General features: G+C 65.9%; 21 protein-coding genes, 1 tRNA gene and 2 rRNA genes. 10 read left to right on the top strand and 14 right to left on the bottom strand.

Features of this window, described 5'->3' with window-relative positions; all coding sequences use genetic code 11:
* Window position 1: 1 nt before the first annotated feature.
* The 4 genes from EO776_RS00115 to EO776_RS00095 all read right to left on the bottom strand — a co-directional run bounded on the left by EO776_RS00115 (window position 2) and on the right by EO776_RS00095 (window position 5,742).
* Window positions 2-2,914: ribosomal RNA gene (locus EO776_RS00115) — 23S ribosomal RNA — on the bottom strand.
* Window positions 2,915-3,184: 270 nt separating this feature from the next.
* Window positions 3,185-3,256, bottom strand: a tRNA-Ala gene (locus EO776_RS00110).
* A 164-nt stretch (window positions 3,257-3,420) separates the two neighbouring features.
* Window positions 3,421-4,890, bottom strand: a 16S ribosomal RNA gene (locus EO776_RS00105).
* Together the 16S and 23S rRNA genes with 1 tRNA gene alongside form the textbook arrangement of a ribosomal RNA operon.
* Window positions 4,891-5,412: 522 nt before the next feature.
* Window positions 5,413-5,742 (bottom strand): non-histone chromosomal MC1 family protein, encoded by a 330-nt coding sequence (locus EO776_RS00095; RefSeq protein ID WP_049931936.1) that lies wholly within the window; start codon window positions 5,740-5,742, stop codon window positions 5,413-5,415.
* Between the two features lie 343 nt (window positions 5,743-6,085).
* Between EO776_RS00095 and EO776_RS00090 the strand changes: the two genes are divergently transcribed.
* Window positions 6,086-6,289, top strand: a complete 204-nt coding sequence (locus EO776_RS00090) for a hypothetical protein (protein WP_049931938.1) — start codon at window positions 6,086-6,088, stop codon at window positions 6,287-6,289.
* A 100-nt stretch (window positions 6,290-6,389) separates the two neighbouring features.
* A complete protein-coding gene (locus EO776_RS00085) occupies window positions 6,390-7,445 on the top strand; it encodes a quinone-dependent dihydroorotate dehydrogenase (RefSeq protein WP_049931940.1) in 1,056 nt (351 codons plus the stop codon).
* A gap of 30 nt (window positions 7,446-7,475) precedes the next feature.
* Here the strand turns inward: EO776_RS00085 and EO776_RS00080 are convergent, their stop codons facing one another.
* Together EO776_RS00080 and EO776_RS00075 are read right to left on the bottom strand one after the other, a co-directional pair.
* The gene (locus EO776_RS00080) at window positions 7,476-10,151 is read right to left on the bottom strand and encodes a valine--tRNA ligase (RefSeq protein ID WP_094519505.1); all 2,676 of its coding nucleotides are present in this window, start codon (window positions 10,149-10,151) and stop codon (window positions 7,476-7,478) included.
* A 72-nt stretch (window positions 10,152-10,223) separates the two neighbouring features.
* A complete protein-coding gene (locus tag EO776_RS00075) occupies window positions 10,224-10,478 on the bottom strand; it encodes a hypothetical protein (RefSeq protein ID WP_049931944.1) in 255 nt (84 codons plus the stop codon).
* A gap of 364 nt (window positions 10,479-10,842) precedes the next feature.
* Between EO776_RS00075 and EO776_RS00070 the strand changes: the two genes are divergently transcribed.
* Window positions 10,843-11,085 carry a ferredoxin gene (locus tag EO776_RS00070; protein ID WP_049931946.1) on the top strand — a complete coding sequence of 81 codons (243 nt, stop codon included), beginning with the start codon at window positions 10,843-10,845 and terminating at the stop codon, window positions 11,083-11,085.
* A 223-nt stretch (window positions 11,086-11,308) separates the two neighbouring features.
* On the opposite strand, the gene hemB is transcribed toward EO776_RS00070, so the two are convergent.
* From hemB to EO776_RS00060, 3 genes are read right to left on the bottom strand one after another with little or no spacing between them, the layout of a single operon-like run.
* Complete coding sequence (gene hemB / locus EO776_RS00065; RefSeq protein WP_049931948.1) at window positions 11,309-12,289, bottom strand: porphobilinogen synthase; 981 nt, start codon at window positions 12,287-12,289, stop codon at window positions 11,309-11,311.
* Between the two features lie 47 nt (window positions 12,290-12,336).
* The gene (locus EO776_RS18720) at window positions 12,337-12,501 is read right to left on the bottom strand and encodes a DUF6757 family protein (RefSeq protein WP_167373086.1); all 165 of its coding nucleotides are present in this window, start codon (window positions 12,499-12,501) and stop codon (window positions 12,337-12,339) included.
* A 25-nt stretch (window positions 12,502-12,526) separates the two neighbouring features.
* Window positions 12,527-13,402, bottom strand: coding sequence for a PHP domain-containing protein (locus tag EO776_RS00060; protein WP_094495462.1), 876 nt, complete (start codon window positions 13,400-13,402; stop codon window positions 12,527-12,529).
* 167 nt (window positions 13,403-13,569) lie between these two features.
* On the opposite strand from EO776_RS00060, the gene EO776_RS00055 reads away from it, so the two are divergent.
* Complete coding sequence (locus tag EO776_RS00055; protein WP_094519506.1) at window positions 13,570-13,854, top strand: DUF5789 family protein; 285 nt, start codon at window positions 13,570-13,572, stop codon at window positions 13,852-13,854.
* A 106-nt stretch (window positions 13,855-13,960) separates the two neighbouring features.
* Here EO776_RS00055 and EO776_RS00050 read toward each other — a convergent pair whose 3' ends face one another.
* Complete coding sequence (locus tag EO776_RS00050) at window positions 13,961-15,010, bottom strand: DUF5784 family protein (RefSeq protein ID WP_094519507.1); 1,050 nt, start codon at window positions 15,008-15,010, stop codon at window positions 13,961-13,963.
* A gap of 125 nt (window positions 15,011-15,135) precedes the next feature.
* On the opposite strand from EO776_RS00050, the gene EO776_RS18715 reads away from it, so the two are divergent.
* Entirely contained in the window at window positions 15,136-15,303 is a 168-nt protein-coding gene (locus EO776_RS18715) for a DUF5786 family protein (RefSeq protein ID WP_222104448.1), read from the top strand.
* 114 nt (window positions 15,304-15,417) lie between these two features.
* On the opposite strand, the gene EO776_RS00045 is transcribed toward EO776_RS18715, so the two are convergent.
* Both EO776_RS00045 and EO776_RS00040 read right to left on the bottom strand, forming a co-directional pair.
* Window positions 15,418-16,086 carry a DUF7530 family protein gene (locus tag EO776_RS00045; protein WP_049932142.1) on the bottom strand — a complete coding sequence of 223 codons (669 nt, stop codon included), beginning with the start codon at window positions 16,084-16,086 and terminating at the stop codon, window positions 15,418-15,420.
* Window positions 16,083-17,027: an NAD(P)H-binding protein gene (locus EO776_RS00040; protein ID WP_049931954.1), complete on the bottom strand. Its 945-nt coding sequence runs from the start codon at window positions 17,025-17,027 to the stop codon at window positions 16,083-16,085. Before EO776_RS00040 ends, EO776_RS00045 begins: the two co-directional genes overlap by 4 nt.
* Window positions 17,028-17,159: 132 nt before the next feature.
* Between EO776_RS00040 and EO776_RS00035 the strand changes: the two genes are divergently transcribed.
* The 4 genes from EO776_RS00035 (at window position 17,160) to EO776_RS00020 (ending at window position 19,928) form a co-directional block, all read left to right on the top strand.
* Window positions 17,160-18,095, top strand: a complete 936-nt coding sequence (locus EO776_RS00035; RefSeq protein WP_094519508.1) for an MBL fold metallo-hydrolase — start codon at window positions 17,160-17,162, stop codon at window positions 18,093-18,095.
* Window positions 18,096-18,185: 90 nt separating this feature from the next.
* Complete coding sequence (gene pspAB, locus EO776_RS00030) at window positions 18,186-18,791, top strand: PspA-associated protein PspAB (protein ID WP_049931956.1); 606 nt, start codon at window positions 18,186-18,188, stop codon at window positions 18,789-18,791.
* Window positions 18,792-18,798: 7 nt separating this feature from the next.
* Complete coding sequence (locus EO776_RS00025; protein ID WP_049931958.1) at window positions 18,799-19,299, top strand: hypothetical protein; 501 nt, start codon at window positions 18,799-18,801, stop codon at window positions 19,297-19,299.
* Window positions 19,296-19,928, top strand: coding sequence for an IMPACT family protein (locus tag EO776_RS00020; protein WP_094519509.1), 633 nt, complete (start codon window positions 19,296-19,298; stop codon window positions 19,926-19,928). The genes EO776_RS00025 and EO776_RS00020 overlap by 4 nt, the downstream gene beginning before the upstream one ends.
* A gap of 32 nt (window positions 19,929-19,960) precedes the next feature.
* Here the strand turns inward: EO776_RS00020 and EO776_RS00015 are convergent, their stop codons facing one another.
* A complete protein-coding gene (locus EO776_RS00015) occupies window positions 19,961-21,670 on the bottom strand; it encodes a DNA-directed DNA polymerase II small subunit (protein ID WP_094519510.1) in 1,710 nt (569 codons plus the stop codon).
* Between the two features lie 129 nt (window positions 21,671-21,799).
* Between EO776_RS00015 and EO776_RS00010 the strand changes: the two genes are divergently transcribed.
* Window positions 21,800-22,840, top strand: coding sequence for a S26 family signal peptidase (locus tag EO776_RS00010; RefSeq protein WP_094519511.1), 1,041 nt, complete (start codon window positions 21,800-21,802; stop codon window positions 22,838-22,840).
* 52 nt (window positions 22,841-22,892) lie between these two features.
* On the opposite strand, the gene EO776_RS00005 is transcribed toward EO776_RS00010, so the two are convergent.
* Window positions 22,893-24,635 (bottom strand): Cdc6/Cdc18 family protein, encoded by a 1,743-nt coding sequence (locus EO776_RS00005; protein WP_049931964.1) that lies wholly within the window; start codon window positions 24,633-24,635, stop codon window positions 22,893-22,895.
* Window positions 24,636-25,075 lie beyond the last annotated feature (440 nt).

Here is a 25,075-nt window from a genome sequence, read left to right as displayed (position 1 = left end):
ATGAATGTGGCTCGGTCTGTTAGTTCTCGTGGGCTTAACACCTCGTTGCCTCGGTGCGTACACCCCGAGTCTATCGAACTCGTCTTCTACGAGTGACCTCTGTGGTACCTCTTTTCCATGTGGGTTTCGAGCTTAGATGCGTTCAGCTCTTACCCCGTGTCGCGTGGCTACTCGGCATCTGCCCTTCCGGACAACCGATACACCAGTGGCGACCAAACGTAGTTCCTCTCGTACTATACGTTCGTTCACGTCAGGTACCTCACACCCCCAATAGATAGCAGCCGACCTGTCTCACGACGGTCTAAACCCAGCTCACGACCTCCTTTAATAGGCGAACAACCTCACCCTTGCCCGCTTCTGCACGGGCAGGATGGAGGGAACCGACATCGAGGTAGCAAGCCACTCGGTCGATATGTGCTCTTGCGAGTGACGACTCTGTTATCCCTAAGGTAGCTTTTCTGTCATCTACGGGTCCCATTCCGGAACCTCGTAGGTTCGCTAGACCACGCTTTCGCGTCAGCGTTCCTCGTTGGGAAGAACACTGTCAGACCATCTTGTGCTCTTGCGCTCTTCGCCGGATTCCCGACCCGGCTGAGATGATCTTCGGGCGCGCTCGATATCTTTTCGAGCGCGTACCGCCCCAGTCAAACTGCCCGGCTACCGGTGTACTCCTCCCGGAGTGAGAGTCGCAGTCACCGACGGGTAGTATTTCAATGCTGTCTGGGTGGCGCGCTGGCGCGCGTACCTCTGTAACGACTCCTACCTATGCTGCACATCGGCGACCACGTCTCAGCGACAGCCTGCAGTAAAGCTCTATAGGGTCTTCGCTTCCCCTTGGGGGTCTCCAGACTCCGCACTGGAACGTACAGTTCACCGGGTCCAACGTTGGGACAGTGGCGCTCTCGTTTATCCATTCATGCAAGCCGCTACTGAAGCGGCAAGGTACTACGCTACCTTAAGAGGGTCATAGTTACCCCCGCCGTTGACGGGTCCTTCGTCCTCTTGTACGAGGTGTTCAGATACCCGCACTGGGCAGGATTCAGTGACCGTACGAGTCCTTGCGGATTTGCGGTCACCTGTGTTGTTACTAGACAGTCGGAGCGCCCGAGTCACTGCGACCTGCTCCTTAGAGAGCAGGCATCCCTTCTTCCGAAGGTACGGGACTAACTTGCCGAATTCCCTAACGTCGGTTCTCCCGACAGGCCTTGCCTTGCGCTGGCAGAGCACCTGTGTCGGATCTCGGTACGGACATCGTGCTTGCCTTTTCACGGGCCCTATGTACGGCTGACTTTCGCTGTTTCGCGTTTCGCTCGCTTCGTGCCGTGACGGCGTCCACGAGTTTCCACGATTCGACCGGGCGAGTGCCCGGCTCAGCGTTCCACACGGCGTCGGCGTTTACTGCACGATGGCGCTGGAATATTAACCAGCTTCCCGTCGGTGTAGTCAAGTTGTGGTACACCTTAGGACCGGCTAACCCTCGGCTGAACGGCAGTGCCGAGGAACCCTTGCTCTTCAGGCCGTCGAGGTTCTCACCCGACTATCGCTGCTACTGTGACCAGGATTGTCGTTACTGGACGGTCCACACGAGCTCTCGCCCGGGCTTCCGTCCGACCAGTACGCCAACCTACGCGGTTGCCCCTGTCAAGGGCACGGCCAGGTCTCGGTGGTAGATTTGAGCCCCGATCATTTTGGGCGCCTCAAACCTCGGCCGGTAAGCTGTTACGCTTTTCTTAGCGGGTAGCTGCTTCTAAGCTCACCTCCCGGCTGTTTAGGGCTTGAGACCACCTTCGAATCGCACTTAATCTACACTTTGGGACCTTAACCCGGCTCTGGGTTGTTCCCCTCACGGTACACAGGCTTACCCCGCGCACCGGACTCCCTTCGTCTACAGCGCCTGCGGGTTTGGAGTTCGACAGGATGGCCGACTCCTCTCGGAGGCGGGTCATCCAATCGGTAGCTCTACCCCGCGGGCTACCTCTGAAGAGGTCATGCTTCGACATGTTTCGGTTGGAACCAGCTGTTGCCAGGCTCGATGGGCCTTTCACCCCTACACACGAGTCACGAGAGGGTATTGTAGAACACCAACTCTAACAGGCCTCCACGTGGCTTTCGCCACGCTTCACCTTGCTCGCGCGTAGATCGCCTGGTTTCGGGTCGCACCTGATTGACTCCCCGCGCTTGAACACGGTGGCCCTCGCAATGCTGCGGCCGTATCGGTTTCCCTGCGCCTTCCCGGGTTCGCCGGTTAGACTCGCCAATCAAGTGCACTCCCTGGGTCGTTTTTCAAAACGCACGACACGACGCCGGCTCGTCTCTCTTCCTACTAGAGGATCGCTCCTCGGTCGTTTCAAGAGACGCCTTGTACGCCCTGTCGCTCGATCGCCAACTGATTTCAGGCCCTATTGCACCGCCCTTCTCGGGGTGCTTTTCAGCGTTCGCTCACGCTACTTGTTCGCTATCGGTCTCGAGGAGTGTTTAGCCTTCTCAGGGGATGCCTGAGATGTTCATAGAGGATATCCGACCCCTACTACTCTGGATTTGACGCCATCCGTACTGCTCTCTCATACGGGGTTGTCACCCTGTTTCACGCTCCGTTCCAGGAGACTTCTGAGAGAGTGTCGAGATTTGGTTGTCAACCCGAACACCACATTGGTCCGAAGACCTTCGGTTTGGGCTGTGTCGCGTTTACTCGCGGTTACTGACGACATCGCTGTTGCGTTCTTTTCCTGCCCTTACTGAGATGTTTCAATTCAGGGCGTTCCCTATTGCGCGTGGCAATTGTTGAACGGATTCCGATTGGGAGATCTCGTGTTCTTTCCCTCCATGCGGGTCCCACGAGCTTTTCGCAGCTTGGCACGTCCGTCGTCGGCTCTCGAGCCGAGCCATTCACCAGCTGGCACAGTAGCCAGTAGTGTGTCAGTCGACTCTCGAAGGAGAGTCACTGACGGTCAAGTGACATAGTGTCACCCGACTGTATATGGTTCACTGACGTTCCACGAACTCGGATGAGTTCAGTGGACGTCTGGATCGCACGTATACACGGTTGTCATTGAATCGCTCCGGGTGTGACGGGGCGTTCGTCGAACCCTTCCCATCCGCGGTTTCCCGGGATGGTGCATCGGTCGTCGTGTCCGAATCGAATCGCGTCTCCCACTTAAGGGGACGGATTCGCTTCGGACGGACATGGACTCACTGGGATTCGAACCCAGGGCATCCTCCTTGCAAGGGAGGCACTCTACCGCTGAGCTATGAGCCCACCTTCCCTGGTGGGAAGGTTCTCGCGTGTTGTGTGAGCCGTGGTCGTTCTGCGGTGTCCAAGCCGGTGGGTGGGCGGACGGTACACAGACCAGTGCGAATGAGTAGTGACCGTCGTGGTGACGGTCTAAGGTGAGCTCGCCCAGGGGGCGAGTCTCGGGTCGGTGGAGGTGATCCAGCCGCAGATTCCCCTACGGCTACCTTGTTACGACTTAAGCCCCCTTGCGAAGCCCAGATTCGACGTACGAGGTACGCCTCATCCGGACCTCACTCGGGTGCTTTGACGGGCGGTGTGTGCAAGGAGCAGGGACGTATTCACCGCGCGCTTGTGACACGCGATTACTACCGAATCCAGCTTCATGTGGGCGAGTTGCAGCCCACAATCCGAACTACGATCGAGTTTCTGAGATTACCGTCTCCTTTCGGAGTTGGAACCCTTTGTCTCGACCATTGTAGCCCGCGTGTTGCCCAGCACATTCGGGGCATACTGACCTACCGTTGCCCGTTCCTTCCTCCGTGTTAGCCACGGCGGTCCCCCTACTGTCCCCAGCTACCTCGCGGTACTGCTGGCAAGTAAGGGTGCGGGTCTCGCTCGTTGCCTGACTTAACAGGACGCCTCACGGTACGAGCTGACGGCGGCCATGCACCTCCTCTCTGAAGCTCGGATAAGGTCATCAACCTGATCGTCATTACTACAGTCGATGCTGGTGAGATGTCCGGCGTTGAGTCCAATTAAACCGCAGGCTCCTCCGGTTGTAGTGCTCCCCCGCCAATTCCTTTAAGTTTCATCCTTGCGGACGTACTTCCCAGGCGGTCTGCTTAGCGGCTTCCCTACGGCACAGCACCCACTCGTAGTGGGAGCCACACCTAGCAGACATTGTTTACGGCCAGGACTACCCGGGTATCTAATCCGGTTCGAGACCCTGGCTTTCGTCCCTCACTGTCGGATCCGTTCTCGCGACGTGCTTTCGCCATCGGCGGTCCGTCCAGGATTACGGGATTTCACTCCTACCCCGGACGTACCCGTCGCGCCTTCCGGTCCCAAGCCACGCAGTTTCTACCGGGCGCCCACCTGTTGAGCAGGTGGATTTCCCGATGGACTTGCGCGGCCAGCTACGGACGCTTTAGGCCCAATAAGATCGGCCATCACTTGGGCTGCCGGTATTACCGCGGCGGCTGGCACCGGTCTTGCCCAGCCCTTATTCTGGTACCGCCTTAGGGTACCGAAAAGCACAGGCGCTATGCCTGTGCACTTGGGATCCCCCTATCGCACTGTCGTGCAGTGTAAAGGTTTCGCGCCTGCTGCGCCCCGTAGGGCCCGGAATCTTGTCTCAGATTCCGTCTCTGGGTTCTCACTCTCATGACCCATACCGATTATTGGCACGGTGGGCCGTTACCCCACCGTCTACCTAATCGGCCGCAGCCACATCCTTCGGCGCCGGAGCGTTTGGCATACCACTCATTCCAGTGGTGGTATGGTATACACTATTAGCCTCAGTTTCCCGAGGGTATTGTGTTCCGAAGGGTAGTTTGGCCACGTGTTACTGAGCTATTCGCCACGAGTCTGAACTCGTGCGACTAGCATGGCTAAATCGGATCCCAATAGCAATGGCCTCCGGCAGGATCAACCGGAATGAATATCCTTCGAGCCTGATTCCCGGCTCGAAGGGGGTGTTGGCGGGTGTCAACTTCGGTTGAGACGAAGGTTGACACACCATTGCATTGGTCTGTGTGGTGTCCGGTCCATCCAGCGGCTTGGATGACACCGAACGACCACGGCTCACATCAGATCGCCGCTTACGCCGGAGCGCAGGGGGCGCGATCCTCATCCTTCGCGGACCTGAACGTACCGGACGACGGGTCATAAACCCATCGAAACGGTACGGGTCCAGCGAAACCGGGCCGAGTTGAACGGCCCGAGTCCGCGTTGCGTTCTTCGCATTTCTTCGAATGCCCGGGGTATACTTAACCCCGTCGAACCAACTCCACTACGTCATGCGGTTTCATGGCGTAAAACAGTGATAACTGACCGGATCGAATCGATGTGCGGCAGCGTCTATCCGAGACGAGTTCTCTGTGCCGGTGTAGTGATCAAGCCCGGACTGTTCCGGTCGAGCAGTACCGAAAACGATAGATCGGAACCGGAGCGTCCGGGAGTTACTCCTCGTCGAGGTACTCGATGCCCTGCTTCGAGACGTTAGCCTTAGTGATGTCGTTGAGGTCGTTGAGCCAGAAGTCGTCGTCCGCCTCGTCGACCTCGGGGGCGTTGTCCTTCCACGCCCAGCCCTCGTACTCGTGGACTTTCTGCGTCCCCTTTTCACGGAGACGGAGCGTCGTTCGTTGCGCCTCCTCTTCCGAAGGCGCCGGCTCGAGCGTTCGAGCCGCCTTGAGTGCCGCCTGACGCGGCATGTTCCCCGAGAACTCACTCGGTTCCGATCCGTCTTCCTCTCGAAGGGCAAAGTTTCGCTTACCGTCTTCACGTACCATGGTTTTGCCTCCATGTGACACCAGCACACAGTGTGTAATAAATATATCGGGGAAATGAAAGCTGTGCGGCACAACATTTATATACTATCTCGGCCGCTGCTAGCGGTTTGGAACGCCGACGAGACGAGTTGACCGACCCGCGGAGGATTTCAGGCGGACGGCGAGCGCGAGACGGTGTTCACACGAACAGTCGGAGGGGGGTTGCCAGTCGGTCGACTAGCCGGGGAGTCGATCGGCCAAGGGAGCCGACGACGCACCCGTGCGGTTGGCTCGTCGGGCATACGAATACGCGTAAACAACACTTATGTGTCTGCTATGGCGAAGTGCGACAAGTACACCCGCGATGGTCCGCAAAAAGAAGCTCAGCCCCAGTGGCGCCAAGGACGACGAGGGGGAGTACCACAACGTCCACGTGAACCTTCACGAGGACGAACTCGCCGTCGCCGGCATGGAAATCGGCGACGAGGTGTTCGTCCGAGTCCGAGACGGGAAGATAATCATCCAGAAGGCGGACGCGAACCCGGAGCAGCTCGAACACGACTTCTGACGCGGACCCGCGGGATTTTCGTCGGCAAGGACGCCGCCGAGCGGTCGCGACGCGGACTGCGGTCGGCGGATTGATTGTCGCTCGTGACGAGACACGCACGATGGGCGCGTATGACCTGTTGAAGCCAGCACTGTTCCGGCTGCCGCCGGAGACCGCACACGGACTGATCCACGGACTCCTCGGCGGCGTTCAAGGGACTCCGGTTTCCGCCGCGCTCGCCGAGCGGTACGTGGTCGGCGACGAGCGGCTCGCGGTCGACGCGTTCGGGTCGAAATTCCCGAATCCAGTGGGTGTCGCCGCCGGTTTCGACAAGAACGCACACGTGCCGCGAGCGCTGTCGTCCCTCGGGTTCGGTCACGTCGAAGTCGGCGGCGTCACCGCCGAGCGGCAGCCCGGGAACCCCCGTCCGCGGCTGTTTCGCTTGCGCGAGGACGAGGCGCTCGTCAATCGGATGGGGTTCAACAACGAGGGCGCCGACGTGGTCGGCGAGCGGCTCGATCGCGACCCGCTCCCGGACGTGCCGGTCGGGATCAACATCGGGAAGTCGAAGTCGACACCGCTCGAGGACGCCCCGGACGATTACCTGTACACGTACGAGCGCGTCGCGGACGCGGGCGACTACTTCGTCGTCAACGTCTCCAGTCCCAACACGCCGGGACTCCGCGAGCTCCAGAACCGCGACGCGCTGGAGCGGATCCTCGGGACGCTGGACGACGCGGGCGCAGACCCCCTCCTCGTGAAACTCTCCCCGGATCTTCCGGAGCCAGCGGTCGAAGACGCGCTCGGGGTCGTCGACGACCTCGATCTGGACGGCGTCATCGCGACCAACACGACGACATCGCGGCCGGACTCGGTGCGGAGTCACAACCGAGCGGAACGCGGCGGCCTCTCGGGGAAGCCGATCGAATCGCTCGCGACAGATCGGGTGCGGTTCGTCGCCGAGCGCACGGACGTGCCGGTGATCGGTGTCGGGGGGATCTCAGACGCCGCGGGGGCCTACGAGAAGATACGGGCCGGCGCCTCGCTCGTCCAGCTATACACGGGGCTCGTCTACGAGGGGCCGAGCCTCGCGCGTGACATCAACGAGGGACTGCTCGAACTGCTCGAACGCGACGAGTTCGACTCGATCGAGGACGCGGTCGGCGCGGACCTGTGAGCGGATCGAGAGGCGAAAGGGGAGGGCGGGCTACGCCTCGTTACGCACGATGACGACGACGTCGTCGGCCTGAAGCAGCTCGCCCTCGCCCTGGTACTGCCGCTCTTCTTCGACCGCGAACTCGTCGTCGACCAGCGTGACGCTCGCGACGTGAAGTTCGTCGCCGTCGATCTTGTACTCCCCCTGCGCGAGAGCGGCCTCGATGTCCCCGACCTGATCGCCGTACTTCGGGCCGACGGTGGCGTAGTCGAGGTCGATGCCCGTGATCACCGTCTCGACGGGCGCGTCGCCGTCGGGGTGGACCGCGAGGTCGTCGACGTGCATCACGCCGGTGATGTCGTCCTCGAAGCCCCGCACGTCGGCGTACACCTCCACCGCGTCGAGCGCGGCGGTGAGAGGGAGCTGATTCTCGCTTTTGTACTTCCGGAGCGCGCCGACGACGGCGGTGGCGGCGGTCCCGGCGTCGCGGTCGGCCTCGATTCCGAGTGGCTCGGGCCAGTCGGCGAGGTGGATCGAGTCGCTCGCACCGTCGGCGAGCGAGACCCCTTCGGGTGTGGCCCCGTCGACCGCGTCGGCGTACATGTCGTGCCACAGCTCCTCGGTAACGTGCGCAAGGAGCGGGGCGAACAGCTTCAGGAACCGTCGGTGCGCGGTGCGGAGGGTGTATGCCGCCGCGTCGTCCTCGCGCTGTTTCGCGATCTCGAGGTAATCGTCACAGAACGTGTTCCAGAAGAAGCTCCGGAGCTCGTCGCGGGCCTTCGAGAACGCGCGGTCGTCGAGGAGCTCGGTGAGCCGCTCGACCTCGGCGTCGAGCTCGGCGAGGAGCCAGCGGTCGAGCTCGCGGAGGCCTCCCTCGGGCTCGGCTGGGAACGGCTCCGGCGCGAGCGACTCGACGAGCTTCGAGGCGTTCCACAGCTTCCGGATCAGCTTCTCGCCCGCGCGGAGGTCCTTCTCCTTGAACGGGAAGTCGTCGCCGACGGCGGTGCCGGCCGCCCAGTAGCGCGTGGCGTCCACGGGGAACTCCTCGAGGACCGCCTCGGGCTCGACGACGTTGCCGACGGACTTCGACATCTTCTCGCGGTTCTCGTCGAGGACGTGGCCGTTGATCATCGTCTCCTCGAACGGGACCTCACCGGTGTGCTCGTAGCACTTGACGAGGGTGTGGAACAGCCAGAAGCTGATGATGTCGTGGCCCTGCGGTCGGAGGTCGAACCGGTACAGCTCCGGGCGCTCCATCGTGAACTCCTCGGCCTCGTCGTCCCAGTCCCAGCCGGCGTTGACGAGGGGCGTGAGGCTGGAGGTGGCCCACGTGTCGAGCACGTCGTCCTCCGGCTGGAAGGCGTCGTGCCCGCACTCGGGGCACGCGTCGACGGGCGGGTCGTCCGACAGGGGCTCGACCGGGAGGTCGGCCTTCTCGGCGATGACCTCCTCGCCGCAGCCCTCGCAGTACCACACCGGGAACGGGATTCCGGATGACCGCTGACGGGAGATGAGCCAGTCCCATTGGAGCCCCTCGACCCAGTGTTCGTACCGGGTGAACATCTTCTCGGGCGACCAGTCCATCTCGCGACCGATCTGGAGGTACTCGTCCGTCTTGTCGAGCATCTCGATGTACCACTGCTCGGTGACGAGGAACTCGACGCTCGTCCCGCAGCGCTCGTGGACGTTGACCGTGTGGGTGATGTCGCGGCGGTCGAGCAGCGCGCCCGCCTCGTCGAGGTCTTCGACGATCACTTCGCCCGCCTCGTCGGCGTGGAGCCCTTCGTACTCCCCGGCGAGGTCGGTCATGTGGCCGGACTCGTCGATGGCGACCCGGAGGTCGAGGTCGTGGACCTGGTACCACTCGATGTCGTTCTGGTCGCCGAACGTACAGCACATCACGATGCCGGAGCCGGTCTCCATGTCGACGCGCTCGTCGGCGATGATCGGCACCTCGTGGCCGAACAGCGGGACCTCCGCGGACTCGCCGACGAGGTCCTGGTTCTCGTCGTCGTCCGGGTGGACGAAGACGGCGACGCACGCGGGGAGGAGTTCGGGCCGCGTCGTCGAGATAACGAACTCGTCGGCGACCTCGTCGTTCCCGTCGCGTCCGGCGACGGGGAACGCGATGTCGTTGAAGTGGCTGGCCTGCTCGTCGTCCTCGGTCTCGACCTGCGAGATGGCGGTCTCGCACTCGGGACACCAGATCGCGGGGGCCTTCTCGCGGTACTCCCGGCCCTGCTCGTACAGGTCGACGAACGACAGCTGCGAGACGCGCTGGACGCGGGGTTCGATCGTCTGGTACGTGTGGTTCCAGTCGACCGACACGCCGAGCGATTGGACGTTCTCGGTGAACTGCTCCTCATAGTCGGCGCAGACCTCCCGGCACTTCGCTTGGAACTCGCGCCGCTCGAAGTCCTGATGCCGGATGTCGAGCTCGTCCTCCGTGAGCCGCTCGGAGGCGATGCCGTTGTCGTCGTAACCGAACGGGAAGAACGTCTCCCCACCGTTCATCCGCTCGAAGCGCGCGACGAAGTCCTGGAGGGTGAACCCGTACAGGTGGCCCATGTGGAGGCTGCCCGATACCGTCGGCGGGGGCGTGTCGATAGAGAAGACGGTGTTCGGGTCGACCGGGTCGTCGTCGGAATAGGCGTACGTCTCCTCGTCGACCCATCGCCGCTGCCAGCGCGGCTCGACGGCGTCGGGGTCGTACTCACCACTGGGCATTTCGGTCACACGTTCCGCCGGTTCCCCCTTAACGGGCTCGGTTGTGCGGGACATCGGCGCACGCCGAGCGCTTCAGACCGTGTCGTCGAGGTCGTGGTCGGCCGCCATCTTCGACGCCTCCGTCGCGAACCGCTCGACCTCGTCCGCGGGCGTCTCCCCCAACGCGGTCTCGTCGACCTCGCGGCCGGCGGTGATCCCGCCACCGGTGACGAGCCGCTGTTCGGCCAGCTCCTTCGTGTGTATCCGCTTGCCGTCCTCAGTGGCGTAGGTGAGCCGCACGAGCCCCTTCGAGTCGAACTGCCGGTCAACGAGCCAGACCGTGGTCATACGCGGCGATCGGTGCCTGCGACGCTTAAGAAGGGCGGTCGGCTGTTGGAAACCGAGGGGGGGAGGTCGGTGTCGGAGAGGGGTTGCGGTGACGCGTGCCGACGAACAGCTGTCAGGACGCGTGCCGACGAACAGTCGTCAGGCTGTGAGTCGCGCGCGCGAGGTCGCCGGCGCTGCGCGCCGGCTGCCGGAGCATCTTCGATTCTTGCTGGAGTCGGGAGCGAAGCGAGCGACGAGGTCGGGGCTTCGGAGGTAGTTACCGAGGATTGACCGTCGAATCCGAGTCAGTCATCGAATCAGAACCAACCGGAGCCCTACACGTCTCGTCGTCACCGCTTTGTATCGGCTCGCCGAACAGGTGAGCATGTACGTCGAGTTCGACCGCGACACCTGCGTCGGGATGTACCAGTGCGTCGCCGAGTGGGACGCCTTCGAGAAGGACCTGAACGACGGAAAGGCCGACTTAGCGGGGAGTACCGAGGAGGACGAGGACCTGTTCGTCGTCGAGGTGCCCGACGGCGAGGAGCTCGACGCGAAGTTCGCGGCGCGCTCGTGCCCGGTCGACGCCATCGAGGTGTACGACGACGACGGCGAGCAGGTGGTGTGAGCAGTTCCGGTCGCTCGATCGGTTGGGTATAAACAACAGCCGGTGTCTCGATCTGAGCGAACACCGCCGAAGCCCCGCCCCGCGGCCTCACGCCTCCCCGGCCTCGTCGGCCTCCTTTCGCGACTCTATCGCACGCGCTCCTCGCGGCCGCCGGTGGCGACCGCTCGGAGGCGCGCGCCGAGGTAGATAGTCGGGAAACGCGTCGACTCCTGCCCGAGTCTATTTATAACTGATCGGCTACGTCCTCGGCGAAGTACGTGATGATGAGGTCCGCGCCCGCGCGCTTGAGCGCCGTGAGCGACTCCAGCGCGGTCGCCTCCAGGTCGAGCCACCCCTTCTCCGCGGCGGCGTGGAGCATCGCGTACTCGCCGGAGACGTTGTACGCCGCGATGGGACGGTCGAACTCTCGCCGGAGGTCGCCGACGATGTCGAGGTAGGGCAGGCCGGGTTTCACCATCAGCACGTCGGCGCCCTGCTCGGCGTCGAGGCGGGCCTCTCGGAGCGCCTCGCGGCGGTTCGCGGGGTCCATCTGGTAGTGGCGTCGGTCACCGAACGCGGGGGCGCCGTCGGCCGCGTCGCGGAAGGGGCCATAGAAGGCGGACTCGTACTTCGCCGCGTAGCTCAGGATGGCCACCTCCTCGTGACCCGCCGCGTCGAGCGCCTCGCGGATCGCTTTTACCTGCCCGTCGGTCATCGCGGAGGGAGCGACCACGTCGGCGCCCGCGTCGGCCTGCGAGACTGCGGTGCGCGCCAGCAGGTCCAGCGTCTCGTCGTTCTTGACGGTGAGCGTCGGATCCGACTCGGCGCTCTCCTCGATCACGCCGCAGTGTCCGTGCTCGGTGTATTCACAGAGGCAGACGTCGCCGATGACGGTGACATCGGTCTCGGCGGAAATCCGGCGGATCGCGCGCTGGACGACGCCGTCGTCCGCGTACGCCCGGCTCCCGGACGCGTCCTTCGACTCGGGGACGCCGAACAGGATGACGGCCTCGACGCCGGTGTCGCTGACCTCGGCGACCCGGTCGACCGCCTCGTCGACCGGCACGCGCTCGTGGCCGGGCATCGTCTCGATCGGGACGCGCTCGTCGGTCGTGGCGTCGACGAAGACGGGGGCGACGAGGTCCGACGCGGAGAGGTCGGTCTCGGCGACGAGCGGGCGAACGCCGTCGGTCCGGAGGCGGCGGGGCCGGTCCGTGAGGTCCATACCGGTTGTTCGGGTCCCGCCGACTTTTAGCGTTCGTCTCCGGCCGATTACTCGGAGGACTCGACGTCGATCCGGTCGCGGAGCTCCGCGAGCTCGTCCGACTCGGCGAGCTCCTCGACGCGCTGTTTGAAGTGGGACTCGCAGAGGCCGACGACCACGCCGCCCTGCTCCGCCTCGTACGTGGCCTCCCGGTCGCAGTAGTGACACCGCATACTCGGCCCTCGGTCCGGCGCGGGCTTAATCCTGTTCGTCGGGCGTCGCCGCGGCGGCGGAGTCGCCCGTCGCGGACCCGTCTGTCGGGACCGCCTCGGGGAGCCGATCGCGGACGGGCTCGAACGCCGACGCCGTCAAGCCCGCGACGCCGAGCGTCCGCTCGTGCGCGTCCGTCCCGCCCGTTCTGAGCAGGTCGGCCTCGGCGGCGAGGCGGTCGATCCGCGAGTCGTCGACGGCGCGACCGTAGGGGTAGAAGCGCTCGACCGCGTCGATCGCGGCCGACTCGCGGGCGACGTCGAGCGCCTCGTCGACGCGCTCGTACCGGAACGGGTGAGCGAGGCCGACGAGCGCGCAGGCGTCGTCGAGGAGGTCGAGCCCCTCGTCGAGCGGCGTCACGTCGCGCGCGACGTAACACGGACCGTCGTTCCCGATCAGCTCGTCGAACGCCCCGGCGTAGTCGTAGGGGGCCTCCGACTCGTCGATCGCCCGCGCGATGTGCGGTCGCCCCAGCCCGGCGCGGGGCTCGATGTCGAGGTCGACGCCCAGTCGCTCCTCGACCGCGTCGAGGATGGCGGCGCCGCGCTCTCGGCGGTCGCGCTGGAGACGGTCGATCTCCGCGTCGAGCGCGTCGGTGTGTTCGACGCCGTAGCCGAGAAGATCGAGCCGCCCGAACCCGGCGTCGACGCGGAGTTCGATCCCGCGGACGATCCGGACGCCGTCGCGCACGACGACCGGCGCGTCTATCTCGGGGTGAACGCTGTCGTGGTCGGTGACGGCGACCCAGTCGACGCCGGCCTCGCGGGCGGCCGCGGGGACTTCGTCGAGCGTCATCGTGCCGTCCGAGAGGGTCGTGTGGGCGTGGAGGTCGGCGACGACGCGGTCGTCAGAGGCGGCGGGCATACCGGCGAATAGTCGGGCGCGCCACTAAGCGACGGCGGTTCGAGGGGACCGATCGGACCGGGCCGTCGAACCGGAGCAGGCCCGATATAAGGCAATATAAGGTATCCCCTCCGACTAAGGTCGTACATGGACAATCATTAAGGACTGCTGGCGGCTCCCTACTGTTGATGCGCTTGAACGGCGTCGACGACCGACTCGAACGGCACCAGTACCCGACCACCTCTGAGGAGATCATCGCGGCTCACGGAAACGCGACCGTAGAGCTCGCGAACGGGTCCGAGCGGCTCGGCGACGTCTTGGAGCGGTTCGGCGATCAGACGTTCGAAGACGCGGAGGACGTGTTCACCACGCTCCGGGCCGGCGTCTGTCACCGCGGCGTCGGTCGCCGGTTCTACTCGGACCGCGACCCGACCACCGACGCGGAGGACGAGCCCTCGCCCGTCTCGTTCTGAGGCGGCGAACCGCGCGGGATCCACGCACGTTTTTTCGAAACTCGATCGCGGAGCGTCGCCGATCCGCTGCGAGGGAGAGAGCTCGGCTCGGCGGAACCCCGCGAGGCTACGAGACGCCGTCGACGACCCCGGAGAGGTCGAGCGGGACCGACCCCTTCCGATAGCCCTCGATCGACCCGTCCGGCTCAGCGCGGTAGACGACCGCGGGCTTGTGACGGACCGCGGGTTCGGCCTCACGCACGGCGGCCCACTCGTCGGCGGGAAACGACGAGCAGTCGACGAACAGCGTGACGCCGCCGGCGTGGGCCGCGAGCTGTCCGCTGGTCTTCGTCTCGGCGGTGTCGCGGACGGCGGCGACCGGATCGTTCGCGGACCGCCCCGCGGTCGGCTGCGGGCGCGTGACCTCGACGAGGTGACCGGTCCCGGTGTCGGGCTCCGTCGCGCGGAAGTCGAGCGAGTGTCCCGTCGTCACCTCGATCTCCGGGGTGACCTCGTACCCCGCGTCCGCGAGGATCCGGGCCGCGGTGAACTCGGCGATGGCCGCGCTCATCCGGACGAGGTCCCGCGAGGCGGAGGTACCGAGCTTCCCGGCCATCGTCTCGCGGTAGTCGTCGAGCACCCCCGGTCGGAGGGTCTCCTCGACGAACCCCGTCCCGGCGTCGCGGGTCGCGTCCGGGAACCCGGCCGCGTGGTCGCGGAAGAACGCCCGGCTCGTCTCCGCGCCGTCCTTCGAGCAGAACACGGGGAGAAAGAACCACGAGACGTGGGGGTACTCCGCCAGCCACGGCTCGTCGTCGTGGAGGCCGGCGAGCAGCTCCCGCTGTGCCCACCGAGAAACGGGATACGGCGCCTCGTCGAACCCGTACTTGTCCGTCCGCCAGAGCTCGCTCGGCGTCTCCGTGTTGCCCAGCCAGTACCCGACGGGACCGCCCTCGGCGCCGGCCGGCGGGTCGGCGTCGTCGTCGGTCCAGCAGAACAGCGCGAAGGAGTCGTCGTCCATGTCGAACCGCCGCGCCTCGTAGTCGGGCGGCGGCGCGAACCACGGGTCGCCGGTGGTCGACCCGAGGTTCTCGTCGAGGGGACGGCCGAGCTGCGACCGGACCCGGTCCGCGGTCCACCGGCCGGGCGAGCGCCTGAATCGGAGGGGTTGGGCCACGGGCGTTTGGTATCACGTCGCGGGGTTAATCGATTCCGGTGGACGTGGCCGAACCTTCATCATCTATGATACGTTTACCGACAGGTATATTACAGGAAACGGCCAAGTGTAGTCGTACCATGTCAATGGGTGCCTATGACGAGGCCGAACATGAGCGTCGCGAGAAGAAGACCAGCGAAGTCGACGCCGACTTCGACGCGGAGCGGCCCGAGTACTCCGGTTCCCTGAGCTACGACTCGGGCGACTCCACGGAGGCACTCCTCGACAAGTTCGAAGAGCTTCAGGGGAAGTGACGCGGCCGCGGCGACGCCGCGCCTTTTAATTCCGTTCTCGAACGCCGATAGCGGTCGCGCTCTCGATACCGGCCGTGTTATTGTACCGGACTCGCTGCCGATAGCGACCGCGTCTCACGTGAGCAGGATCGCCGCGCCGCAGACGAGCGCGACCGCGATGACGTGCCCCACCACCGCGCCGAGCAGCACGGGCTCGGAGAGTAAGAACGGGACGAGCGCGAGCTGAACGAGCGAGAAGCCGATGTTCTCGGCGTCGAGCCGGCGGACGGTCGCCCGCTCCTCGGACGGGAGGTCGACGTGGACGGCGCGCCACAGGGCGACGACCGCGCTCCACCACGAGGTCCCGATGCGGTACGTCAGGTCCCAAAGGACGAGCAGCGTGAGGTAGACGACGGGAATCGGCGGGTCCGCGCCGAACAGGCGGTTGATGAGGGTCCCGTCCCACGCGAACAGGTACGTCACCAGCGCGATGAACGCCAGCACGCCCAACACGATCTCGATGCTCGACCCGAACAGCAGCCGCTTGTGTTCCGGAGGGGTTCCGAGCAGGCGGTTCTTCGCGCCCAAGCGGTGCATCTCGACGCTGCCGACCGCGGCGACGACGACGGCGACCGTCCCGGCGGCCACGGCGTTCCAGACCCCGTAGTACCACCCGAGCGCCACCACGCCCACCTCGAAGATCACGAACTGGAGCGCGACCGCCAGCGTCCGGGAGATCCCGAGCCCGGGGATGCCGCCGACGAGGCTCTCGTACACCCACGTCTCTCCGTACTCGCGGCTCACGGGCGGATCCCCCGGAGCGTCGTCAGCCACGGGCGCTGCGCGTTCGGCGAGTCGGTCAGCGCCCGGGCGACCGCGAGTTCGAACGACGTGCGTTCGATCGGGACGAGGTCCCGGATCCGATCGTCTTCGACGATCACGGTGTTCCGGAGCCCCTCGACGAGCGACCGCGCGAGGTACGGGTTCACGTCGGTGACGAGCCGGAGCCAACGGGCGGACAGGCCCGGGCTCAACACCGGGACCCGCACGATGCGAAGCCCGCCGCCGAGCTGTCGCCTGGTCCGGCGGAGGATCTCCGCGTAGGTCAACACCTCCGGCCCGCCGATCTCGAGCGTTTCGCCGGCGGTCTCGGGGGCGGCGAGGACGCCGGCGAGGTACGCGACCACGTCGGCGACCGCGATCGGCTGGCACAGCGTGTCTACCCACTTCGGGGTGACCATCACCGGAAGCCGCCGCGCGAGCCCCGCGATCACCTCGAAGCTGGCGCTGCCGGCGCCGATGATGATCGCGGCCCGGAGGGCCGTGAGCGCCGGGTCGCCTTCCGCGAGGATCCGCTCGACCTCGCGTCGGGATCGGAGGTGTTCGGAGAGGTCCTCGCGGTCCTCACCGAGCCCGCCGAGGTAGACGATCCGTTCGATCCCCGCGGCCGAGGCCGCCGCCGCGAAGTTGGTCGCGCAGTTACGGTCCCGCTCCTCGTATCCCGGGCCGCCGTCCATCGAGTGGACGAGGTAGTACGCGGCGTCGACCGTCTCGCCGTCGATCTCGAACGCCGGGGGGAGCGTGTCCGGTTCCAAGAGGTCCCCCTCGACCACGGAGACCCCCTCGGGCGCCGCGTAGCCGTCGGCGTCGCGGACGAGCGCGACCACGTCGTGGCCGCGCGAGAGGAGCGTCGGGACGAGGCGGCTCCCGACGAACCCGGTCGCACCGGTGACGAGCACTCGCATACCGTCCCCTCGGGCGGCGCGACCATAAGCCCCGGCCCGCGCGATCGCCGCCGACCCGTGAGACCCGGCGCTGAGCGTCGCGGTCGGCCTGCGGACCGATCGCTAGAAGTGCCCCCGGGTCCCTCGTCCGGTATGCGCGCAGGCGAGTTCGAACCGGTCCGGGGCGTCGAGGACCTGTACGTCCACGACACCGGGATGTTCGCTACCGACGAGTACGGCGCAGTCTACGTGTACGACGCCGAGCGACCGATCGTGATAGATACCGGGACGGGGGCGAACCGAGAGGCCCTCTTCGAGAGCATCGAGGCGATCGGCATCGACCGCGACGAGCTCGCGTGGATCCTCCCGACCCACGCCCACCTCGACCACGCCGGCGGGGCGGGCTACCTCGCCGAGCGCTACCCGAACGCGGGGGTCCGAGTGCCCGAGGAGGGAGTCAGACACCTCGTCGACCCCGAGGCGCTCGTCGCGGGAACCAAGTCGGCGGTCGAGGGGCAGTGGACGTACTACGCGGAGCCGGAGCCCGTCCCGGAAGACCGGATCACGGGCGTCGCCGACGGAGACCGGATCGATCTGGGCGACCGCGAGCTGATCGTCCACGACGCGCCCGGGCACGCCCCCCACCACGCGGTCTACCACGAGCCGGAGGCGGACGTGGTCTTCACCGCCGACGCCGCCGGGATCTACGTCCCAGAGGTCGACGACGTGGTGCCGACGACCCCGCCGCCGCAGTTCGACCTAGAGCAGTGCCTCGAGGACCTCCGGCTGATCGAGCGGCTCGACCCCGACACGGTCTGCTTCGGACACTTCGGACCCCGGAGCTACGAGTCGACGCTGATCGGTGAGGCGAAGCGGGCGTACGTCGAGTGGGTGGAGGCGGTCCGGCAGAAGCGCGCGGAGCTCGACGACGACAACGCGGTGGTCGAACACTTCGAGGCGGCGAGTCGCAACGTCGACTACTGGACTCGGGAGCGAGCGCGGGCGAACACGGGGCTGAACGTTAGAGGAGTGTTGACGTATCTTGACCACGTCGACGAGATTCCGGCGGCGGACGTCGGCGAGGAGTAGTCGAAGGCGTCGGCGAGGAGTAATCGAGGGGCCAGCGACGGCGGACCCGAGAGAAACGCCCTAAACCCCGCCGCACGTAGCGGGGAGCAGATGGGTATCTTCGACACGATCCGGGCCGTGCTCGGGACCAGCGCCGAGACCGACGCGACCCGCGAGGCGGACCCCGAGGACCTCTTCGGGATGTCGACCGCGTATCTGACGATGCAGGCGGACCTCGGGTACGACCACTGCGGCGAGGCCGCCCTGTGTTTCTCCGGCATGGACAGCACTCGCTTCGACGACGCGGTCGAGAGCGTCGAGTCGATCCTAGAGGCCGGCGAGATCGACACCGGCACCGGCTTCCACCGGTACGAGGACGACCACGGGTACCAGTGGTTCGTCCTCGAGGACGACGACCCCGAGGACCTCGTCACGAGCGTCCACTTCGCGGCCGACCAGTTCATCGAGGAGGGGTTCGGGTCGCGGCTGCTCGCGGCCGTGTTCGGCTTCGAGAACGACGACGGCCCGGCCTACTGGATCTACTCGTTCCGGCGCGGCGCGTACTACCCGTTCGCGCCGCGGGGGACGAACGACCGGAGCCAGCAGGTCGAGTTCAAGCTCCAGTCGGTCCTCGACGGCGAGCTCGGCTTAGAGGACGACGAGTCGTACTGGTACCCGCTGTGGCCGGACGCGCGCGGGAACCACCCGTGGGAGTGAGGCCTCGATGAGCGCTGACACCGCGCTAGGCGGGGCGGACCCGAGTCGAGATGAGGGGGCTGCCGGCCGCGACACCCCGAGAAAACGCCTCCTCCGGTGGGTCGCCGTCCAGGCCGCGGTCGTCGCCGCGGCGGTCCACCTCCTATGGGCGTGGCCGCGGCTCGGCTCGCCCCCGGACGCCCGCCCGTACCTGTTCGTCGCCGGGAGCGCGCTCGCGGTGGCCGTCGCGGTCGCGACGCTGCGGGCCGGCGAGTACCGCCGACTGTACGCGCTCGGCGCGGGAACGCTCGGAACGTTCCTCGGCGGGTTCCTCGCGTGGCACGGGACGGGCGCGGCCGCGGCGCTGGCGGCGGAGCCGCTCGCGGTCGTCGCGGTGATCGTCGAAGTCGTCGGATTCGCCGCCTACCTCGCGCTGTTCCGGCTCGCGCCGCCGACGAGCGTGGTCGTCGAGCGTCGCGAGGCGGACGGAGCCGAAGGAGAGCCGGAGGCCGACGAGGGGACGCCGTGACCGACGCGTACCGGACCGTCGCCGAGCGCGCGACGGCGCGGTTCGAGGTCCAGGGGTCGGAGTTCCTCGGCCACGTCGCGCCGGTCGACACGGTCGAAGCGGCGGAGTCGTTCGTCGAGGCAGTCCGAGACGAGTACGCCGACGCGACCCACAACGTGCCCGCGTACCGGGTTCCCGCGGGCGAGCCGTCCGAGCGCGCTCGGGGGTCGGAACCGATGCTCAGGGAGTACTCGTCAGACGACGGGGAGCCGACCGGCTCCGCCGGGAAACCGGCCCTGAACGTCCTCCAGCAGCGCGAGATCCGGAACGTCGCCGCGGTGGTGACGCGCTACTACGGCGGGACGAACCTCGGAGTCGGGGGGCTCGCGCGCGCTTACTCGCGCGCAATGAAGGAGGGTGTCGACGCGGCGGGAGTGACCGAGGAGCGCCCGCACCGAAGTCTGGTCGTCGAGACCGAGTACGACGACTCGGGGACGGTCCGGGGAGTGATCGAGTCGTCCGGCGTCGAGTTCGACGCCGACTACGGCGAGCGGGTTCGGTTCGACCTCCGAGTGCCCGTCGCGCAGGTCGACGCGCTCCGCGAGCGGCTCAACGACGCGACGAGCGGGCGGGTAGAGATCGGTCGATAGCGGTCGAGAGGGGCTCGTTCGTTCCGGCCGATTTACGAGAACTTCCGGACCGTCATGTCGAGCGTGTCGAGGTCGAGGATCGGCGCGTAGCCGGCGTCGGGGTCGATGTTGACTGACTTCTGGAAGTCGGTCTGGGCCTGCCAGCAGCCGGAGTTGACCGCGAGGACGTTGTGATACTTTCCCCAACCGAGCTTGTGGACGTGGCCGGTGTGGAACACGTCGGGGACATCCTCGATGACGAGGTAGTCGCGCTCCTCCGGCGCGACGCGGGTGTGCCCGCCGAACTGCGGCGCGACGTGACGCTTCTTCAGCAGCTGGTACATCGCCTTGTGCGGTTCGTCGTAGCTCGCCTTCTCTTCCGGGAGCTCCGCGATCACCTCGTCGAGCGAGACGCCGTGGTACATCAGCACCTCGACGCCTTCGACGGAGACCGTCGCCGGGTTCGAGACGATCCGCGCGTCGTGGACGTCCATGATCGCGCGGATCTCGTCGTTGAACCCGGGCTGCGGCTCCGCGAGCCGGACCGCGTCGTGGTTGCCCGGGATCATCACGATCTCGGTGTCCGCCGGTACCTCCTTGAGGTGTTCCGCGAAGGCCTCGTACTGCTCGTAGATGTCGACGATATCCAGCTCCTCGTCCTGGTCCGGGTAGACGCCGACGCCCTCGACCATGTCGCCCGCGAGCAGGATGTACTCGACGGGGTCGGCCTCGGGCGTGTGGAGCCAGTCCGCGAAGCTGTGCCACGCGTCGGCCATGAATTCGTCGCTGCCGACGTGGACATCGGAGATCAGCGCGGCCTGGACGTGACGGTCGGCGCCGCCAGGGTTGTGCGTCCGGGGGACGTCCGGGAAGTGGAGCGAGTCCGCGAAGAGGATCCCGGCGTCGTCGGCGAGCGTCCCCTCGACCGCGACGCACTCGTCCAACAGGATTTCGTCGACGACGTCCGCGAGCCCCTTGTCCTTCATCACGAGGGCGGGGAACGTCCCGGTGGTGTCCTCCAGTTCGACCAGCCAGTGGCCCGACTTCGTGGAGCGCACGTCGTTGACGAGGCCGATCATCGCGGCGTCGCTACCGCCGGGCATGTTCGCGATCGCTTCGGCCGGTCGGTGGTTGACGCGGCCGCGGAGGACCTTCGAGAGCCGCTCGTAGCGGTCGCGGAACGTCGTGACGAAGTCGCTGTACTCGCCGGTTCCCGTGCTGCGGCCGGTCATGTCGTTGCCGACCTCCAGATCGCGCAGGTCGAGATCACGTGAGGTATCGGCGGCGGTCGCGGAGTCGACAGTCGGTGAATCGGCAGTCGCGGGGTCGGCAGTCGGTGAATCGGTAGTCGCGGGGTCGGCAGTCGGTGAATCGGTAGTCGTGGGGTCGACGGTTGGGGTGTCGGCCGTCGCGGGGTCGCTAGCGGCCCCCGTATCGACATCCATAGCCGAAGCGCCGTCGGTCGTCACTGGGTCGGCGACGGTCTCGGTCGCGCCGGGTTCGGTGGCTGATGACCCCTTCGTTTCGACTGGAGATTGTCCGGTTTCGTCCGGGGGAGCGGCCGATTTATCGGTGTGGTCGATCGCTTCGCGGACGTGGTCGGCGGTGATCCGAAGCGCCTCGTCCGGGGCGCGGTCGACGGTGGCCGCGATCGCCGCGGTCGGGTCCGTCGCGCCCGCGAGTAAGGTGACCGCCTCGCGTTCGGCGTTGTAGCCGCGCTCGGCGAGGGCTTTCGCGATCCGGGCGTTCGACTCCAGCGGCACGACACTCGAAAGGGGGGTCACGGGCAAAACCGTTCCGGAGGCGTCGGCTGGAGTCGGAGCCGGAGTCAGGAGGTAGGGGAACTCCCGAGACCCGGAAGCTTATGAGCGAAACCCCCCAAACGCGTCGTAATGGATGAAGGGGATCGGCCGACAGACGGCGACGAGTCGGCCGATCGAGACGAGCGGAACCGAAGCGAATCGGCAACGGCTCACGACGGAGGAGGCGGCGTTTCTGACGAGTTAGAAGACGAAGCGTCCGACGGAGCGGGCGGCGACGCACCTGACACTGAGCCCGAGCCCGGTTCTCGGCCCGAGCCCGGTTCTCGGCCCGAGGCCGAGCAGCCGGGCGAACCCGATCGCGCCGACGCTCACGACGGTGCGTCTCACGGCGCCGACTCTCACGACGAGGCCCCTCGCGACGGCGAGGATATCGCTACCAAGGCGGGCCTCGGATCGACAAGATCGTCGGACGGCGACCCGGACGAGTCGTTCCTGTATCGGTTCCGTCACGACCGGGAGGGCGCGCTGATGTGGATCCGCGAGATGCTGTCGAGCGTCGCCGTCGTCCTTCTGGTCGGGCTGCTGCTGTTCGGCGTGAGCGGCGTGTGGCCACCCATGGTCGCGGTCGAGTCGGGGAGCATGGAGCCGAACATGCAGGTCGGCGACCTCGTGTTCGTCACCGAGCCGGGACGCTTGGCGCCGGACGCGGCCGAGAACGGCGTCGGCGTCGTCACGCACGAGGTTGGTCAGGAGGTCGACTACCGGACGTTCGGATCCTACGGCTCCGTGATGATATACACGCCCCCGGGTCGGACCGGATCGCCCATCATCCACCGGGCTAGGTTCCACGTGACAGAGGGAGAGAACTGGTACGACCGCGCCGACGATCGGTATCACAACGCCGTCGACTGCGAGTCGCTCGCCAACTGCCCGGCGCCGCACGACGGCTACATCACGCTGGGGGACAACAACGGGGCCTACGACCAGGCCAGCGGACTCTCGCCGCCTGTTAGAGCGGAGTGGGTGAACGGGGTGGCGCGGGTCCGAGTCCCGTATCTCGGCTACATCCGGCTGGTCGCGACGGGGCAGGTAGAGCTGAACGAGGCGATAGCGCGGACGGTTGGAAGTAGCCTCTCTCCGGCGTCGTCGGGTTTCTCGGCCGCGGGGTAACTGCGGACGCGACACGCCGACGTCAGACGTGTCAGAGGCGGCGCGGTCGGCGTCAGTTGTCGAACCGCGCCTGAACGAACGGCTGCGCGTTTTCGATGTCGCCGAGCCGAGAGTCGGACAGGAGGACCGCCTCGGTCTCCTCGACCGGCACGGAGAGACCCATCTCTTTCGTTCGCCCGTAGCGGCCCTTGGAGACGACGACGGCGTTGACGATCCCCAGCATGTCGAGTTCGCTGATGAGGTCGGTGACGCGCCGCTGGGTCAGCACGTCGGCGTCGATCTCCTCGCAGAGCCGCTTGTAGATGTTGAACACCTCGCCGGTGTTGATGTTATGAACGCCGTTCTTCTCCAGGAGGATCACGGCGAATAAGACGATCTTGCTCTGTGTCGGGAGGGTGCGGACGACCTCGACAACGCGGTCGAGTTCGATCTTGTCCTGCGCCTGCCGGACGTGCTTCTCCGCGACGATCTCGGCCTGCGAGCGCTCGGCGAGTTCGCCCGCGGTGCGGAGGAGGTCGAGCGCCCGGCGCGCGTCGCCGTGTTCCTGCGCGGCGAAGGCGGCGCAGAGGGGGATCACGTCGTCGGTGAGCGCGTCGGGCTTGAACGCCGTGTCGGCGCGGTGCTGGAGGATGTCGCGGAGCTGGTTAGCGTCGTACGGCGGGAAAACGATCTCCTCCTCGCCGAGGCTCGACTTGACGCGGGGGTCGAGGAAGTCGGTGAACTTGAGATCGTTCGAGATCCCCATGATGGAGATGCGCGAGCGGTTGAGCTCGGAGTTCATCCGCGAGAGGTTATAGAGCGTGTCGTCGCCGCTCTTCTCGACGAGCTTGTCAATTTCGTCGAGCATGATCACGACCACGCGCTCGTGGTAGTCGACCGCCTCGAAGAACGTCGAGTAGACGCGGTCGGTCGGCCACCCCGTCATCGGGACCTCCTCCATCTCGTCGGCGTCGTCCTCCAGCGTCTCGATGCGGTCGTCGAGGTCCTCGATCGAGTCGAACTCGGTGTCGGCGAGGGCGGCGGCCGCGTCGCGGCCGGCCGTCTCGTCGGCGTCCGTCGCGTCCGCGCGGAGGCCTTCGAGTCGCTCCAGCTGATCGGCGATCACCGCTTGGTTCTCCTCGATGAACGTGTTCGCGAGCTGGGCGAGGACGCGGTACTGGGTGTCGGTCACCTCGCAGTTGATGTACTCGACCTCGCAGGGTACGTCGTACTTCTGCGAGGTGGACTCGAGCTCCTGCGAGACGAACTTCGCCGAGGCGGTCTTCCCGGTTCCCGTCTTCCCGTAGATGAGGATGTTCGAAGGGGTCTCGCCGCGGAGCGCGGAGACGAGGATCGTCGCCATCCGGTTGATTTGGTCGTTCCGATGCGGGAGTTCGTGCGGGGTGTACGAGGGCCGGAGGACCTCCTTGTTCTCGAAGATCGGCTCGCCGGAGAGGAGGTCGTCGAACAGGCCCTGATTGTCGTCGTCGTCGAGGACGACGCCGTCGAAGTCGACGTCGGGCGACGATCGGTCGCGACTGCCGTTGTCGATCTCCGCGGTTTCGGGTCCGGCGTCCGTTACCGGGTCGGGTACGGAGCGGGATCCCGAGTCGCGGTCGGAGTCCTCACTGGAGTCGGCGTCACGGTCGGGGTCGTCACCGAAGTCGGAACCGGTCTCGGGCGGGCCATCGGAGTTCAGATCAGCGATATCGGACGCGGAGCCGTCGCTACGGTCCGAGTCGTCGTCGACCGAGTCATCGTCGTCGGTCTGATCAGTGCCGTCGTCAGCCCGCGGTGTGTGATCGCCTTCGTCCATGTGAACCCCTCCGTTTCAGGTGGAGACGACCAAGAGAACCGATTCTCACGCCGTCTCCGGTCGGAAATACGCATTCGCGGTCGAATACGACATCGACCGCGTCCACTTGATACAGTCGAACCAGATGAAGAGACGGTACAAAAGTGTTCCTCTCTGGAGTTGAAACGTCCCCATTAGTCCAGCGAACAGGTGGAGACAGACCCCGTCCGAACCGAACCAATCGCCGGACAGACTGGTCGAGAAAATGAGGTGATCCCAGCGACAGACGGGAAAGCTCCACGACGTTTGACGAGATATCGCCGAACGGGTCGTCTCATCGGCAGATCAGTCGGTCCACATTCGACCTGATGAGTGGGAGTCGCCGTGAAGGAACCAATCATCCGGCTGGGAGTTCCGTTGGTCGTTCCCGATCTCCCGGTTGTGGGCGCGGTCTGGAGTGC

The sequence above is a fragment of the Halorubrum ezzemoulense genome, from assembly GCF_004126515.1.
GTDB classification, from domain to species: Archaea; Halobacteriota; Halobacteria; order Halobacteriales; family Haloferacaceae; genus Halorubrum; species Halorubrum ezzemoulense.
Note: the sequence above shows the minus strand (reverse complement) of the source record. Positions and strands in the feature narration are given on the sequence as shown.